At 64.2% G+C, this 14,170-nt stretch carries 11 protein-coding genes; 6 read left to right on the plus strand and 5 right to left on the minus strand.

All coding sequences use genetic code 11. From position 1 onward, the window contains the following. Window positions 1–12: 12 nt before the first annotated feature. Complete coding sequence (locus tag VI26_RS16925) at window positions 13–3,315, minus strand: EAL domain-containing protein (protein WP_231581038.1); 3,303 nt, start codon at window positions 3,313–3,315, stop codon at window positions 13–15. An 83-nt stretch (window positions 3,316–3,398) separates the two neighbouring features. Between VI26_RS16925 and VI26_RS16930 the strand changes: the two genes are divergently transcribed. The 4 genes from VI26_RS16930 to xseA all read left to right on the plus strand — a co-directional run bounded on the left by VI26_RS16930 (window position 3,399) and on the right by xseA (window position 8,771). After that, a complete protein-coding gene (locus VI26_RS16930) occupies window positions 3,399–3,611 on the plus strand; it encodes a hypothetical protein (protein ID WP_048410935.1) in 213 nt (70 codons plus the stop codon). Beyond that, on the plus strand, window positions 3,601–7,005 hold the full coding sequence (gene mfd, locus VI26_RS16935) for a transcription-repair coupling factor (RefSeq protein WP_048410936.1): 3,405 nt from the start codon (window positions 3,601–3,603) through the stop codon (window positions 7,003–7,005). Before VI26_RS16930 ends, mfd begins: the two co-directional genes overlap by 11 nt. A gap of 100 nt (window positions 7,006–7,105) precedes the next feature. Next, entirely contained in the window at window positions 7,106–7,315 is a 210-nt protein-coding gene (locus VI26_RS24650) for a hypothetical protein (protein WP_156183922.1), read from the plus strand. A gap of 103 nt (window positions 7,316–7,418) precedes the next feature. Then, window positions 7,419–8,771, plus strand: coding sequence for an exodeoxyribonuclease VII large subunit (gene xseA, locus VI26_RS16940; RefSeq protein WP_048410937.1), 1,353 nt, complete (start codon window positions 7,419–7,421; stop codon window positions 8,769–8,771). A gap of 159 nt (window positions 8,772–8,930) precedes the next feature. Here xseA and VI26_RS16945 read toward each other — a convergent pair whose 3' ends face one another. Continuing rightward, window positions 8,931–9,488, minus strand: coding sequence for a GNAT family N-acetyltransferase (locus tag VI26_RS16945; RefSeq protein WP_197081515.1), 558 nt, complete (start codon window positions 9,486–9,488; stop codon window positions 8,931–8,933). 142 nt (window positions 9,489–9,630) lie between these two features. On the opposite strand from VI26_RS16945, the gene VI26_RS16950 reads away from it, so the two are divergent. Continuing rightward, the gene (locus VI26_RS16950) at window positions 9,631–10,398 is read left to right on the plus strand and encodes a hypothetical protein (protein ID WP_048410938.1); all 768 of its coding nucleotides are present in this window, start codon (window positions 9,631–9,633) and stop codon (window positions 10,396–10,398) included. A gap of 98 nt (window positions 10,399–10,496) precedes the next feature. Here VI26_RS16950 and VI26_RS16955 read toward each other — a convergent pair whose 3' ends face one another. Both VI26_RS16955 and VI26_RS16960 read right to left on the minus strand, forming a co-directional pair. After that, on the minus strand, window positions 10,497–11,009 hold the full coding sequence (locus VI26_RS16955) for a GNAT family N-acetyltransferase (RefSeq protein ID WP_048410939.1): 513 nt from the start codon (window positions 11,007–11,009) through the stop codon (window positions 10,497–10,499). Between the two features lie 306 nt (window positions 11,010–11,315). Continuing rightward, window positions 11,316–11,657 carry a DUF6616 family protein gene (locus tag VI26_RS16960; protein WP_048410940.1) on the minus strand — a complete coding sequence of 114 codons (342 nt, stop codon included), beginning with the start codon at window positions 11,655–11,657 and terminating at the stop codon, window positions 11,316–11,318. Window positions 11,658–12,065: 408 nt separating this feature from the next. Here VI26_RS16960 and VI26_RS16965 point away from each other — a divergent pair, with 408 nt between their 5' ends. Further along, window positions 12,066–12,509, plus strand: coding sequence for a hypothetical protein (locus tag VI26_RS16965; protein WP_156183923.1), 444 nt, complete (start codon window positions 12,066–12,068; stop codon window positions 12,507–12,509). 207 nt (window positions 12,510–12,716) lie between these two features. On the opposite strand, the gene VI26_RS16970 is transcribed toward VI26_RS16965, so the two are convergent. Then, complete coding sequence (locus VI26_RS16970; protein ID WP_048410942.1) at window positions 12,717–14,114, minus strand: amino acid permease; 1,398 nt, start codon at window positions 14,112–14,114, stop codon at window positions 12,717–12,719. Window positions 14,115–14,170 lie beyond the last annotated feature (56 nt).

Below are 14,170 nucleotides of genomic sequence, written 5' to 3' on the forward strand. Positions count from 1 at the left end.
ACCGGCGTGCGCTCAGCTGCCCAGCACCTCCACCCCGGACGCCAGCGCCAGTTGCCGCTGCTCGCCGGCGGCGGCGATGGCGGCGAGCAAGGCCGGCAGTTCCGCCGCCGGCACCGGGCGGCCGAAATGATAGCCCTGCAGCACCGCGCAGCCCTTGCTGGTGAGGAACTGCGCCTGACGCTCGTGCTCCACCCCCTCGGCCACCACCTGGAATTGCAGCTTGCGCGCCAGCGCCAGGATGGCCTCGGCGATGGCGGCGTTGTCGCCATCGTCCGGCAGGCCCTCGACGAAGGATTGATCGATCTTCAAGGTATCCAGCGGAAAACGCTTCAGGTGGGACAGCGAGGAATAACCGGTGCCGAAGTCGTCGATGGACAGGCCCACGCCCAATGCCTTCAACTCGCCCAGTTGGCGCACCGCCTCGCCGGGATTCAGCATGATCATGCTTTCGGTGATCTCCAGCTCCAGCCGCGCCGCGGACAGCCCCGCCGCGCGCAGCGCCTCCGCCACCTTGAACGGCAGCAACTGCTGCTCGAACTGGCGCGCCGACAGATTCACCGCCAGCCGCGGCACCGCCACGCCCTGACGGTCCCAGACCGCCAGCTGGCGGCAAGCCTCTTGCAGCACCCAGTCGCCGATGGGCTTGATCAGGCCGGTTTCCTCCGCCAACGGAATGAAACGGGCCGGCGGCACCAGGCCCAGCTGCGGATGACGCCAGCGGATCAGCGCCTCCGCCCCCAACACCCGGCGGCTGAGCGCTTCCACCTGCGGCTGGTAATGCAGCTCCAGTTCGCCGCGCTCCAGCGCCAGGCGCAGGCCATTTTCCAGCAGCAGACGCTCGAAGGTCTGGGTGTTCATTTCCGCGGCGAAGAACTGATAAGTGTTCTTGCCCGCTTCCTTGGCGCGGTACATCGCCACGTCCGCGTTCTTGAGCAGGGTCTGGGCATCGGTGCCGTCGTTGGGAAAGACGCTGATGCCTATGCTGCCGGTGACGTAGACTTCGTGGTTCTCCAGCCGCAGCGGCTGGCCCAGCGCCGCCAGCGTGTCCTCGGCGGCGGCCACCAGCGCGGCGGCGTCCTTGAAGCCGGTCATCAGCAGGGTGAATTCGTCGCCGCCCAACCGCGCCAGCAGGCCGCGCGCGCCGACGGCGCGTTGCAGGCGCAACGCGGTCTCGCGCAGCAGCTCGTCGCCGGCCTGGTGGCCGAAGGAGTCGTTGATCAGCTTGAAGCGGTCCAGATCGATGAACATCAGCGCCAGCGAGCCGTTGACGCAATCCAGGCTGATGATGGCCTCGTCCAGCCGCGCGGTCAGGCTGCTGCGGTTGGGCAGCTGCGTCAGCGGGTCGTGATTGGCCAGGAACTGCAAGCGCTCCTCGGCTTGCTTGCGCAGGGTGATGTCGGAAAACACCGCCACATAATTGCTGAGCTCGCCGCCGGCGTCGCGCACCGCCGAGATCGACAGCTCGGCCGGATACCATTCGCCGTTCTTGCGCCGGTCCAGCATCTCGCCCTGCCAATGTCCGCCGTCGGCCAACGCTTCCAGCATCGCCTGCCGGCCCAGTTGTTTCTGATCGCCGAAGATCCGCGACACCTTGCCCAGCGCCTCGGCCTCGACATAGCCGGTGATGCGGCTGAAAGCATGATTGACCGCGATGATGCGAGCCTCGGCGTCCATCAGCAGAATGCCTTCCGCCGAGTTCTCGAACACCTTGGCCGCCAGCCGCAGATTGGCGTCCGCCGCCAGGCGCTCGGAAATATCCATCACCACGCCGATGATGGCCTTCTTGCCTTCGTAGTCGAACAGCCGGCTGTGAATCTCCACATCCACCACCACGCCATCCTTGCGCACCGCGCGGGTGCCGTACTGCAGCACCGCGATGTTCTCACGGAAACGCTTGACGATCTGCTGACGGATGCGCACCGCTTCGCCCGGCACCAGCAACAGCTCCATCGCCATGCCTTCCAGCTCCTTGGGCTGATAGCCGACAATGGCCGCCAGCTTGGGATTGGCGTAGACCAGTTTCTCGTCCTGTAAAATGTAGATGCCCACCAGCGACTGCTCCACCAAGGCGCGATAGCGCTCTTCCGCCTCGCGCTTGGCCTTCTGCTCCTGGCGGGTCTGGGTGATGTCGGTATCCACGCTGCCAACCCCGGCCGGGCGGCCATTGGCGTCGAACAAGGGGAACTTGGTGACCAGCAGGTGACTGAGCACGCCGTTGAACAGAAAGCTCTCCTCGAACTGACGCGGCTCCAGGCAGGACAGCACCACCCCGTCTTGCTCGCGGATCTGGGCGGCGTCAATGCCGTCGAACAGCTCCTCCACCGTCAGCCCCTGCATGCCCTGCGGCGAGCGTCCCACCCGCCGCGCATAGGCGGCGTTGGCCAGCAGGAAACGGCCATCCAGCCCTTTCAACGACATCATATTGGGACTGTTGTTGACCAGGGACTCCACCCGCGCGCGGAACTCGCGCAAGGCGTTCTCGTTCTGGCGGTGACCGTCGGCCAGCACCGACACCAACAGGGTGGCGCAGCTCAGGGCCAGGGTCAGCGCCACTTCGCTGGCACCGTTGAGCACGCTGGCGTGCATGGTCCATTGCGGCGCCAGCACATACAGCGACAACAACGCCACCACCCAGGCGCCGACCAACGCCGCGCCGCGAAAGCCGACACGGAAGGCCGCCCACAGCATCAGCGGGAAGAACACCAGCTGGCAAGGCAGCGAATAAGCGACGCTGCTGCCCAGCAAGCTGAACCAGAGCACACAGGCCAAGGCCATGATCAGGCCGGTTTCCAGCGCCTGCCGCCGCGTGGGCGCGGCGCCGGCCGCGTACAAGGCCGGCGGCACGCACAAGGACAGCGCCAGACCGGACACGCCCCAGGCCTGGGCCGCCCACGACCACAAGCCCTCCATGCCGAACCAGCGCCAGCCATCGCCGGCGGCCAGGCCGGCCAGCAGCACCGAGGGATAGCAGGCCAGGCGCAGCAATACCCGCAGCAGGTCCGCCGGCTGGCGCACCGCCAGCCCCTTCTCGCCGCGCAGACCGGCCGCGTACAGGCCGGGCGCCAACGCGTACAGGCTGATCAACAACAAAGCCGCCCATTGCGGTGACGACCACAATGTCAGCAGGGCAGCGGCCGGCAAGGGCCACCACCAGGCTTGACGCCAGCCGCGGCTCAAAAAGCGGTAGCTCCACACGCCGTGAGCCAGAAAAGCCGCCAGCGAAAAACCCAATACCGGCTCGCGCGGCCAGAACGCCGTGCACGCCAGAAACCCCAGAAACACCGCCGCGTCCCGGCAGGCCGATCCGACTGTCACTCCACCCCGCCCCCATCCGCGCGGGCATCCCGCCGCGCGCCGAAATTATTTTCGCATCAAGGTATTATCAACATTCATGCCAAATGAAAAACAAAAGCACCCGGCTGACATACAATATATGCAATCGTCCGCGCAAACCAGACAATGGCGATGAAAAATATTCACCCCGCAAGCTCTTTTCCGCCGACCGCCGCCGCGCGCGCAAGCCCAAGCAACGGACCATCACGGACGGCTGCTATAATCGCGACACCGCCAAGCCCGTAACCGCCAAAACAGTGAAGCTGCATGTTGGATAACCTCCCGCGGATTCCCCCCGCCAGCCAGAAAACCCGTCACGGACGCCTGCCCGCCGGCCTGGACGCCAGCGTCGTCGCCCGCCTCGCCGCCGAGCGGCGCCCCCTGCTCATCCTCACCGCCGACGCGCAATCGGCGCAGCGCCTGCAAGCCGAAGCGCCGTTCTTCGCGCCGGCATTGCGCGTGGCCCTGCTGCCGGACTGGGAAACCCTGCCCTACGACCATTTCTCGCCGCACGGCGAACTGGTCAGCGAACGGCTGGCCACGCTATGGCAAATCCATCAGCGCGAATGCGATGTGATCATCGCCCCGGTCGGCACCGCGATGACGCGGCTGGCGCCGATCAGCTACCTGCTTGGACGCACCTTCTTCCTGCAAGCCAAGCAAAGGCTGGACGTGGAACAGCTGCGCGCCAATATGGTCACCGCCGGCTATCATCACGTCACTCAGGTGATGGCCCCGGGCGAGTTCTCCATCCGCGGCGGCCTGATCGATCTGTTCCCGATGGGCTCGGCGCTGCCCTACCGCATCGATCTGTTCGACGACGAGATCGACAGCCTGCGCACCTTCGATCCGGACAATCAGCGCACCCTGTACCCGGTGCCGGAAATCCGCCTGCTGCCGGCGCGGGAATACCCGGCCGACGACAGCGGCGTCACCGCCTTCCGCCAGCGCTACCGCGAGCGCATCGAAGGCGACCCCAGCAAGAGCCGAATCTATAAAGACGTGTCCCAGGGCCTGTGGCCGGCCGGCATCGAATACTTCCTGCCGCTGTTCTTCGACGACACCGCCACCCTGTTCGACTACCTGGGCGACGACGCGCTGATCGTGCAGCACCACGATGTGCAGCAAGCCGCCACCGTCTTCTGGCAAGACGTGGAAGGCCGCTACGACATGGCGCGCGGCGACACCGAGCGCCCGGTGCTGCCGCCGGCCGACATCTTCCTGCGCCCGGACGAACTGATGGCGCGGCTCAAGCCCTATGCCCGCATCGAGCTGGCCGGCGACGGCGAACTGGCCGCCGGCTGCGCGCCGCTGCCGCCGCTGGCGGTGGAGCGCCGCGCCGACAACCCGCTGCATCTGCTGGACGCCTTCATCCGCGGTGGCCAGCAGCGCATCCTGATCACGGTGGAAAGCCTGGGCCGCCGCGAAACCGTGCATCAATTCCTGCAAGAGCACTGCATCAAGCCGCGCCCGGTGGACAACTGGGCGGAATTCCTCGCCGGCGGCATGCCGCTGGCGCTGGCCGTGGCCCCGCTCTATACCGGCTTCGTGCTGTCCGACGCCGGCATCGCCGTGGTCACTGAATCCGAGCTCTACCAGCACGTGGCGCGCAGCCATACCCGCCGCAAGAGCGCGCGCGCCGGTTCCGACTCCATGCTGCGCGACCTGGCCGAAGTCAAGGCCGGCGATCCGGTGGTGCACGAACAGCACGGCATCGGCCGCTACGTCGGCCTGGTGTCCATGGACCTGGGCGAAGGCGAAACCGAGCTGATGCAGCTGGAGTACGCCGACAGCGCCACCCTCTACGTGCCGGTCAGCCAGCTGCACCTGATCTCCCGCTACGCCGGCGGCGCGGCGGACCAGATCCACCTGCACAAGCTGGGCAACCCGGCCTGGGAGAAAGCCAAGAAGCGCGCGGCGGAAAAAGCCCGTGACACCGCCGCCGAGCTGCTCAACCTCTACGCTCAGCGCGCCGCGCGCGAAGGCCACAGCTTCAGCTTGTCCCACCACGACTACGACGCCTTCGCCGCCGGCTTCGGCTTCGAGGAAACCCCGGATCAGGCCAGCGCCATCGAAGCCGTGGTGCAGGACATGTGCTCCGGCAAACCGATGGACCGGCTGGTCTGCGGCGACGTCGGCTTCGGCAAGACCGAAGTCGCGCTGCGCGCCGCCTTCGTCGCCGTCCTCGGCGGCAAGCAGGTGGCGGTGCTGGTGCCCACCACCCTGCTGGCGGAACAACACTTCCAGAACTTCTCCGACCGCTTCGCCGACTGGCCGGTGAAGATCGCCGAGCTGTCCCGCTTCCGCAGCGCCAAGGAAAGCAAGGCCGCGCTGGCCGGCCTGGCCGACGGCGGCGTCGACATCGTCATCGGCACCCATAAACTGGTACAGCCGGACATCCAGTTCAAGAACCTGGGCCTGGTCATCATCGACGAGGAACATCGTTTCGGCGTGCGCCAGAAAGAACAGCTCAAGCGGCTGCGCGCCAATGTCGACGTGCTGACGCTGACCGCGACGCCGATTCCGCGCACGCTGTCGATGGCGCTGGAAGGGCTGCGCGACTTCTCCGTCATCGCCACCGCGCCCAGCCGCCGGCTGGCGGTGAAAACCTTCGTCAGCCCGCTGGCCAATGGCGTGATCCGCGAAGCGGTGCTGCGCGAACTCAAGCGCGGCGGCCAGGTGTTCTTCCTGCACAATGAGGTGGACACCATAGAGAATATGCGGGAGAAGCTGGCGGAACTGGTGCCGGAAGCCCGCATCGGCGTGGCCCACGGCCAGTTGCGCGAGCGCGAGCTGGAACAAGTGATGCGCGACTTCCTGCAACAGCGCTTCAATGTGCTGCTGTGCTCCACCATCATAGAAACCGGTATCGACATCCCCAACGCCAACACCATCCTGATCAACCGCGCCGACAAGTTCGGCCTGGCCCAGCTGCACCAGTTGCGCGGCCGCGTCGGCCGCAGCCATCACCAGGCCTACGCCTATCTGCTGACGCCGGACGGCATGACCAAGGATGCGATGAAGCGGCTGGAGGCCATCCAGATGTCCGAGGAACTGGGCGCCGGCTTCTATCTGGCGATGCACGACCTGGAAATCCGCGGCGCCGGAGAAGTGCTGGGCGAAGGCCAGTCCGGCGAGATGCAGGAAGTCGGCTTCGCGCTGTTCACCGAAATGCTCAAACAAGCGGTGCGCGACCTCAAGAAAGGCCGCACGCCGGACCTGGACGCGCCGCTGGGCGTCACCACCGAAATCAATATGCATAGCCCGGCGCTGCTGCCGGACGGCTACTGCCCCGATGTGCACGAACGGCTGGTGCTGTACAAGCGGCTGGCCACCTGCGAGAGCGAACAGGAAATCGACGATATCTACGAAGAACTGATAGACCGCTTCGGCCTGCCGCCGCAAACCGTCAAGACCCTGATAGACAGCCACCGCCTGCGCCTGCTGGCCAAGCCGCTGGGCGTGCAAAAGCTGGACGCCAGCGAAGTGGCCATCCAGGTTCATTTCATCAAGAACCCGCCGATAGACCCGATGAAGATCATCCAGCTGCTGCAGACCAAGCGCAATTACAAGCTGGCCGGCCAGGACAAGCTGCGGGTGGAGGCGAATATCGACGATGTGGCGCTGCGCGTGGTAAGGGTGAAAGAACTGCTGAAGGAATTGAGCGCCTAAACCCTGATATGGAGCCCGCCACCAGACACGCCAAAGGCATAAACGGCTGACACGCCCAAGCCAGCGGCATTCAGCCCAGAGGAAAGAAGAAAGCGCTTACTTGAGCAAGATCAAGACAAACGAGGACAGCGTTTCTGAGGCAAAACGTCTTGATCCTTGTTTTTTATGGAAAAATTACTGTCATTGGATTGAAACCGAAAACCCTGTGGATAACTTTGTTGATAAAACTGTGCAAATATGCTCTCAAGCCAGCATCCAGGCTGCTTCGACCTGCATGCCACCCTGGATAAGAAAACAATCAAGTTATTGATTTTATTGCGTTTTTAACAGATATCAAACGCTACGCAACGCGCGCGGCAACTTGCTTTATCTGAAAATTTTTTCCGCCCTCCGCTGTGGATCACTTGACAACCATGTTTTTTACCGCACCCCAGAACGACGTCATCAGCGTCTCCTCCCTCAACCGCATGGCGCGCGACCTGCTGGAAAGCGGTCTGCCGCCGATGTGGATAGGCGGCGAGATTTCCAACCTCACGCTGGCCGCTTCCGGCCACGCCTATTTCTCGCTGAAAGACGGCGGCGCGCAGGTGCGCTGCGTGATGTTCCGCGGCAAGGTGGCGCAGCTGCCGTTCCGCCCGGCCGAAGGCATGCAAGTGGAACTCAAGGGCACCGTCACCCTGTACGAGGCGCGCGGCGACTTCCAGATCAACGTCGACCAGATGCGCTCCGCCGGCCTGGGCCGGCTGTACGAGGCCTTTGAAAAGCTCAAGGCCAAGCTGCAGGCGGAAGGCCTGTTCAACCCGGCGCGCAAACGCCCGCTGCCGGCCCACCCGGCCGCCATCGGCATCGTCACCTCGCCCGCAGCCGCCGCGCTGCGCGACGTGGTCAGCACGCTGCGCCGCCGCATGCCCGCCATCCCACTGATTCTCTACCCGGCCCAGGTCCAGGGCGAGGGCTCCGCCCAGCAAGTGGCCGACGCCATCCGCCGCGCCGGCGAACGGCGCGAAGTGGACGTGCTCATCGTCTGCCGCGGCGGTGGCAGCATAGAAGACCTGTGGTCGTTCAACGAGGAAATCGTCGCCCGCGCGGTGGCCGCCAGCCCCATCCCCACCGTCAGCGGCGTCGGCCATGAAACCGACTTCACCATCTGCGACTTCGTCGCCGACAAGCGCGCGCCCACGCCCACCGCCGCCGCGGAGCTGGTCTCGCCCAGCCGCGAGCACCTGAACGCCCAGCTCGAAACCGCCAAGCGCGGCCTGGAGCGCGCGCTCGGCCGTCTGCTCACCGACAAATCCCAGCAACTGGACTATCTGGCGCGCCGGCTGGCCCACCCCGGAGAAAAACTGCAGCGTCAGCGCGAGGCGCTGCAGCGCCAGCAAGAACGGTTGCAACGCCGGCTGGGCGGATTGTTCGAACAACGGCGCTGGGCGCTGCAACTAGCGGACAGCAAGCTGCAACGCCACCGGCCGGATCTGGCGCACACAGCTCAAACGCTGGAGCGGCTGCAAGGCCGGCTGCAACGCGCGCGCCAGGACTTGCTCAGCCGCCAGGCCCAGAAGCTTGACACCCTGGCCGCCACCCTGCTGGCGCTCAATCCGGAAGCGGTGCTCGCCCGCGGCTACGCCATCGTGCAGAAACAGGATGGCACCGCGGTCAAATCCCCGGCCGAGCTGCGCAACCACGAGCGGGTTTCCCTGCGTCTGGCGGAAGGCAGCACCGAGGCCGTGATCGACCATCCGCAAGGCGCGCAACCCAGCTTGTTCTGAGAACCTGTTTACGATCTCGCGAGCTAAGACGAGACAAGGCGTTGTGGCTGAGGAAGCGGAATGCGCACACGATCCATGAGCATTCCGCGGCCATAGTCACCGCGTCACGCCTCACCACGCGCAGCAGGCTTTGAACAGACGCAGAGCGCCAGCGCCCACTCAGAAATAGCCAAGAGGCCGTTCAGCCAACGCTCGCATGCTTGGCTCCCACAGTTCGGGCGCGCATAGCGCCATTCCCACGGCATCGGCGCGCGGCTGCAACGCCGCCGGCAAGGGCAAGAAGCCCAGCCGCTGGTAAAACCGCAAGTCGATATCCGCGAACAACAAGAACACCTCCGCCCGGCAGTGCCGTCGATAAGCTTGCAGCAGGCCGTTCAACACCAGGCTGGCATGACCCCGGCCACGCGCTTCAGGCGCGGTGGCCAGCGAGCCCAGGCCCAGCGTCAGCCTCCCCGCCAGCGACGGCAGGCGATAGGCAATCGCAGCGCACAACAAGCCACCGTCTGCTGCCGTCAGCACATGCCAGCGACCGCGCCGGTACTTGCGCGAATCCCGGCATAGCCGCAGGTACTCAGCCACGCCGCAGCCGTCCCCCCAGGCATCCCTGCCCATCAGGTAAACCGCATCCATCTCCGCCGCCGCCGCCTCCCTCAAGCTCAAGCCATCGCGGCACCAGGCCGGCAATGCCGGCGCCGGACACAGCCAGTCAAGCGCCATCTCCTCCCCCAACTCAAAGAAGCCATGCAATGACGTCACGCTGGCACAAGCATAAGGTTTACGCAAATGAACTGATGCTGTGCTAGCATCCCGGCGCGGCAAAATCCTCATCCATCAGCCATGCCGCGGCCAGGGAAGCCTCATGTCGCCAGTACACAAGTGGGAAATCACCGTCGCCGCCGGCGGCTACTACCCCGATCTCGCCCACAACTTCTTCGGCAACGACATCGACCTGGGCTATGAAAACGACCACATCGGCATGCAGTTCTACGCCTATTCCCGCCATATCGACGAACTGGACGATCCCGAGCACGTTTCCCAACGTCTCTACAGCCTGCAACTGCTGCTCAACGGCGCCTTGCGCGCCGCCACCGGCAATATAAACAGCATGCCGATCCAGTTTCTGGGCTTCAGCGCCCACGAGGACGGCGGCTTTCACTCCATCAGCGCCCAACAGATAGAAGAACACCCGTTCAGCCGCAACCCGAGGATAGACCAGATCCACACCCGCTACGAAAACCCGCGCCAGCGCTACCCGTCCCACCTGCTCTACCTGTGCAAGCACGATCCCGATCTGCGCGACCTGCTCTTCCTGCTGGGCCTGATTTCCACCTGCACCACGCTGGAAAAAGTGCTGACCTGGAGCACCTTGTACAAGATACTGGACAGCGTCAAACACCATGCCAAGGCCATGGGCGCCGCCATCGACGCCTTCGCCGACCCGGAGCAGCTCAGCCTGTTCACCGCCGCCTGCAACAACACCAGCATTCTCGGCATCTATGCGCGCCACGGCGCGTCGGAAAACCCGCCGCCCAAGCGCGTGATGACCGACATCGCCGAAGCCAGCGCGCTGATCGCCGGCATGACCGCGCGCTTTTGCCGCAGCTATATCGCGGCGAAACACCCTTGAACCGGTTCACCATCGTTCAGCAGTGCCTTGCAGCGTTGCACGGAACACCTCGGCTCCGACACGCCCAAGGGCCAGATATTGGCTAGCCAGACACTTCGCTAGAGAGCCTTGTCCATCTCCCGGCAGTCCATTTCCACGCCATCGGCCAGCGGCTGCCGCGCCGCCCCTCCCAGCCTATACCCCATGGCCTGGTAAAAACCCAATGCGTTCAGCGATGCCTTGAGCGTGACGCGGGCACAGCCGGCCTGCCGCATCGCCTCTTCCGCCGCGCCCAACAGGCGCTGGCCCAAACTCAGGCCGGTGCAGGCCGGATCCACGTACAGCGCCTGCATCAGGCCCTGTTCCGGCGCGCAGATGGCGAAACCGCCTAAGCGGCCCTCGGCCGCAGCCAGCAGCACCCGCCGTTCCGGAGCGGCAATCGTCTGCCGCATCCACGCGGCGCGCGCGGGACTGGGCGGCGGCGACCAGGCTGCGCGCACTGGCGATGGGTAGAATGATGGCGCTATCGCCTGCACCGCGCGGAAATGCAGCTGGATCAAACCTTCGGCATCCTGCGCCAGCGCGGGACGGATTTGAAACAGTGACGGAGATTCGGAGAGAAGCAAGGACATGGCGATGCCGGCAGTGAATGAGCAATGAAGCCACCCTAAGCCAAGCCGCCACATCCGGCAACGCCATTCGCATTGTTCCGCCCTTGCCGCCGGATGCTTGGACATGCACTAAGCACACAATGCTTTCGAACAACTGCTGACGGCACCGGGTCAGCCTGAACCCTAAGAGCCTGTTCAAGGTCTCGCGGGCAAGAACGAGACAAGGCCTTGCGGCTGAGAAAGCGGAATGTACACGTGGCACATCAGCATTTCGAAAATGTTTTCACCGCCTGCCTCAACCGGGTTTTGCATTGAAGCGCGAAGCGCTCACTTGGCTTGCAACAGGTCCGCCAGGTGCACGTCCACTCCGGCGGCCACGCCCACCGCGTTGACGTGATCGAAATAATCGTACCAGCCGCTGGCGCGGATGCCGGCCAGCATCGCCCCACAGGCCTCTTGGTCAGGCAGGCTCCAAACGCCGAGGAAGCGATAGGGCGCCGCCTGATCGGCGTCGGCGGCGATCTGGCTCAAGGTCAGCAGTTGAATGCCCAGGCCGGGCAGCGCCTCGATATTGCTTTTGACCTGATCCAGGAAGTCGGTGCGGTGCAAAAAACTCAGGGCCAGCCAGGCCGGCTTTGGGTTGTACAGTTCCACCAGGTAGTGCGCCATTAGAGAATCTCCGTGAGTGTGAACGGCCTAAGAACCTGTTTACGATCTGCTGCGCGTCGGCGATACGGCGTTGAAAACAAGCTCAAAATGCTCATGTACCACCTGTACATTCCGCTTTCTCCGCTGTTTTCGCCTTAGCTCGCGAGATCGTAAACACGTTCTAAGCCGCGGCCCACTGATTAAGCCGCGCGCCGCTTCGCCTGTCATTGCATCTTATTGCCAGCTGAAAAACTTTGATGTTATAAAAAGCATTCGCCCGCTCCCATTGAAATTTACAGGAGCGGCGTTCAGCCACCGCGGCCACGGCCGCGCCAGCTAATTCCCCCAACAAGAGCATTCCGCGCGCCCCTCCCTGCCTGGCAGCAGCCGGGCGCCAGCGGCATTGCCACCGCAGGACAAAGATCCATCATGCAGTGTAGACACGCCCTATTGCTGTCGCTGGCCGCCTTGAGCGCAAGCCTGGCGGCGGCGCCCCTGCCTTCTTACGACTTCGCCGTCAAAGACCCGTGGGAAACGCGCTCCAAGCCGTCGATGAAGGCGAAGGACAAAACCGATAAAGCGCTCAAGTACAAGGGCGCGGTGCAATTGAAGAACCTGGACGCCGGGCCCGACTTTTCGGTCAAGGCCGAGATACGCTCCCCCAGCCTGCTGGAACGGACGCAAAAAGAGCGGATGCAGCACTGCATCGGCGCGAACCCGCCGCCGGGCTGCCCGGGTTTCAAGCCGCTGCCGCACTGCTTCGGCCAAAACAACTGCGCCCAGCATGCGCCGCCGCCAGCCTATCCGCTCAGCGGCCCCACGCGGCAGCAAGCCGGCGATTACTCACTGCACGGCAGTTGGCTGCCGCGTTAAGAACCTGTTTACGATCTGCTGCGCGTCGTGAAACGCGACACGATGAGCACGGCTTCAGAATGCTCATGTACCGTATGTACACTCCACTTCTTCAGCCGCAACGCCTTGTCTCGCCTTAGATCGCAAGATCGTAAACACGTTCTAGGACCCAAAAAAAAGCCCGCTCCTTGAGAGCGGGTTTTTCATCACAGCCTGCGTCCATCAAACTCAGCGAGCGTTCTGCGCCAGCCGCGCCACTTCCTCGGCGCTGCGCTTGTTGTAGCCCAACAGATAATAAGCCACCACCAGGAAGGCCAGCCAACCCGGGCCGATGATCAAGGCGATGCGGGTATCCGGGAAGTAAGCCATCAAGCCCACCACCAACACCAGGAAACCCATGGCGATATAGGAGCCATACGGCCAGAACGGCATCTTGTAGGCCAGCGTCGCCAGTTGTTCGCGGCTCAGGGTGCGGCGGAAGCGCAGTTGGGCCAGCAGGATGATGACCCAGGTCCAGATCGCGCCGAAGGTGGAAATGGCGGTCAACCAGGTGAAGACTTCCTTGGGCGCCAGGTAGTTGAGCAGCACGCCCATCAGCAACGCGAACACCGACATCAGCAGCGCGAACACCGGCACGCCCTGGCGCGACACCTTGGCGAAAATGGGCAGCGCCTGCTGTTGCTGGGCCAGGTTGTACAACATGCGGCCGGTGCTGAAGATGCCGCTATTGCAGGAAGACAGCGCGGCGGTGAGCACCACGAAGTTGATGATGCCGGCGGCGGCGGGAATGCCCAGCTGCTCGAAGGTGAGCACGAAGGGGCTGCCGCGGGTGCCCAGCTCATTCCACGGGTAAATCGCCAGGATCACGAACAGCGCGCCGATGTAGAAGATCAGGATGCGCCAGAACACCGAATCCACCGCGCGGGCCAGCGCTTTCTTCGGGTTCTTGGCTTCGCCGGCGGTCAGGCCCAGCATTTCCACGCCCAGATAGGCGAACATCACCATTTGCAGCGACATCAGCACGCCGCTGAAGCCGTTGGGCATGAAGCCGCCGTGGCTCCACAAATTGGAAATGCCGGTGGCCACGCCGCCGTGGCCCAGGCCGAACACGATCATGCCCAGGCCGCCGATGATCATCAGCACGATGGTGACGATCTTGATCAGCGCGAACCAGAACTCGAATTCTCCATAGGCCTTGACCGCGATGAAGTTGACGCCGCCCATGGCCACCAGCGCGGCCAGCGCCCAGTACCAGGCCGGCACGTCCGGGAACCAGATGCCCATGTAGACGCCGACGGCGGTGATTTCCGCCATGCAGGTGACCAGCCACAGGAACCAGTAATTCCAGCCGGTCAGGTAGCCGGCCAAGGGGCCTAGGTAATCCAGCGCGTAGCGGCTGAAGGAACCGGCCACCGGGTTGTGAATCGCCATTTCGCCCAGCGCGCGCATGATCAGGAAGATGGCGAAACCGCCCAGCGCATAGGCCAGCATGATGGCGGGACCAGCCATCTTGATGGCGGTGGCCGATCCCAGAAACAGGCCGACGCCGATGGTGGCGCCCAGGGCCATGAGGTTGATATGCCGCTCTTCCAAGCCCCGATGCAGGGTGTCTTGAGCAGGTTGCATAGTTGCTCCTTTAACTGTCTTTGTATTGCGTAAGGGTGATGGCAGGAGCGCCGCGT

Source organism: Chromobacterium sp. LK1, assembly GCF_001043555.1.
GTDB lineage: Bacteria > Pseudomonadota > Gammaproteobacteria > Burkholderiales > Chromobacteriaceae > Chromobacterium > Chromobacterium aquaticum.

Coding starts and splice junctions, on each gene's coding strand:
- VI26_RS16960 (WP_048410940.1), bottom strand. CDS start 11,657: ATGGCGCACTACCTGGTGGAACTGTACAACCCAAAGCCGGCCTGGCTG.
- VI26_RS16955 (WP_048410939.1), bottom strand. CDS start 11,009: ATGTCCTTGCTTCTCTCCGAATCTCCGTCACTGTTTCAAATCCGTCCC.
- mfd (WP_048410936.1), top strand. CDS start 3,601: ATGTTGGATAACCTCCCGCGGATTCCCCCCGCCAGCCAGAAAACCCGT.
- VI26_RS16945 (WP_197081515.1), bottom strand. CDS start 9,488: ATGGCGCTTGACTGGCTGTGTCCGGCGCCGGCATTGCCGGCCTGGTGC.
- xseA (WP_048410937.1), top strand. CDS start 7,419: ATGTTTTTTACCGCACCCCAGAACGACGTCATCAGCGTCTCCTCCCTC.
- VI26_RS16930 (WP_048410935.1), top strand. CDS start 3,399: ATGAAAAACAAAAGCACCCGGCTGACATACAATATATGCAATCGTCCG.
- VI26_RS16965 (WP_156183923.1), top strand. CDS start 12,066: ATGCAGTGTAGACACGCCCTATTGCTGTCGCTGGCCGCCTTGAGCGCA.
- VI26_RS16950 (WP_048410938.1), top strand. CDS start 9,631: ATGTCGCCAGTACACAAGTGGGAAATCACCGTCGCCGCCGGCGGCTAC.
- VI26_RS16970 (WP_048410942.1), bottom strand. CDS start 14,114: ATGCAACCTGCTCAAGACACCCTGCATCGGGGCTTGGAAGAGCGGCAT.